Origin of the sequence: Arcobacter sp., assembly GCF_050300555.1 — a bacterium.
In the GTDB taxonomy this organism is placed as follows: Bacteria; Campylobacterota; Campylobacteria; order Campylobacterales; family Arcobacteraceae; genus Arcobacter.
Genome location: NZ_JBNKXY010000094.1, coordinates 1 through 819, shown reverse-complemented (window position 1 = coordinate 819; position 819 = coordinate 1). Strand labels below are relative to the sequence as shown.

2 protein-coding genes are annotated in these 819 nt (G+C 40.8%); both read left to right on the top strand.

The window, feature by feature from the left end:
* Positions 1–344 (top strand): aspartyl protease family protein (locus ACQY5W_RS13070; RefSeq protein ID WP_428025413.1); only part of this gene is annotated, 344 nt, incomplete at its 5' end.
* Positions 345–416: 72 nt separating this feature from the next.
* A partial coding sequence (locus ACQY5W_RS13065; RefSeq protein ID WP_428025412.1) for a hypothetical protein occupies positions 417–819 on the top strand: 403 nt, incomplete at its 3' end.

Here is an 819-nt window from a genome sequence, read left to right as displayed (position 1 = left end):
CAAGGCAGAATCAAGCTCGTGCTCATGTGAATCATGTGGCAGTAGAAGATGCTCAAGAAGCTCCGGACGTTATCATTGGTATGATTCTGGTCAATGATAATAATGTAACTGTCTTATTTGATTATGGAGTATCTCATTCATTCGTAGCTGCTAATTTTGTGCAAAAACATAACCTGCCCTTATCCATGCTAAAGAATCAGATGATTGTTAGTTCTCCTGGAGGAGATATGCATGCAAGGCATGTTTGCACTAAGGTTAGCATTCTTATAAGGGGGGTAGAATTCTTAGCCAACCTCATAGTTCTTGAGTCAAAAGGAATTGACATGATTATTGGAATGGACTAGCTAAGCAAGCATAATGGATTGATTGACTGTGCTAAGAAGGCAGTGAGACTGACAACTAGCAGTGGTAAGGAAATGGAATATGTGGCAGAAAACTTGGTCACAGACAAAGCCGCCTCCAATCGAGTAGTGTTGAATCAACTTGATGCTGCCTCAACCATGGACGTCAGGACCATCTCTGAATTTCCGGTTGTCTTTCCAAAAGAGTTGCCAGGTATGCCACCAGACCATGAAATTGATTTTGTGATTGAACTAGTTCCTGATACTGCACCTATTTTCAAGAGACCATATAGAATGGCCGCTAATCAATTAGCCGAGCTTAAGGAACAACTTCAAGAATTATTAGATAAAGGATATATCCGCCCTAGTGCATCATCCTGGGGAGCACCTGTTATTTTTGTTCTGAAGAAGGATGGTATGCAGAGAATGTGCGTTGATTACTATTCCCTAAATGAAGTTACTATCAAGAACAAGTACC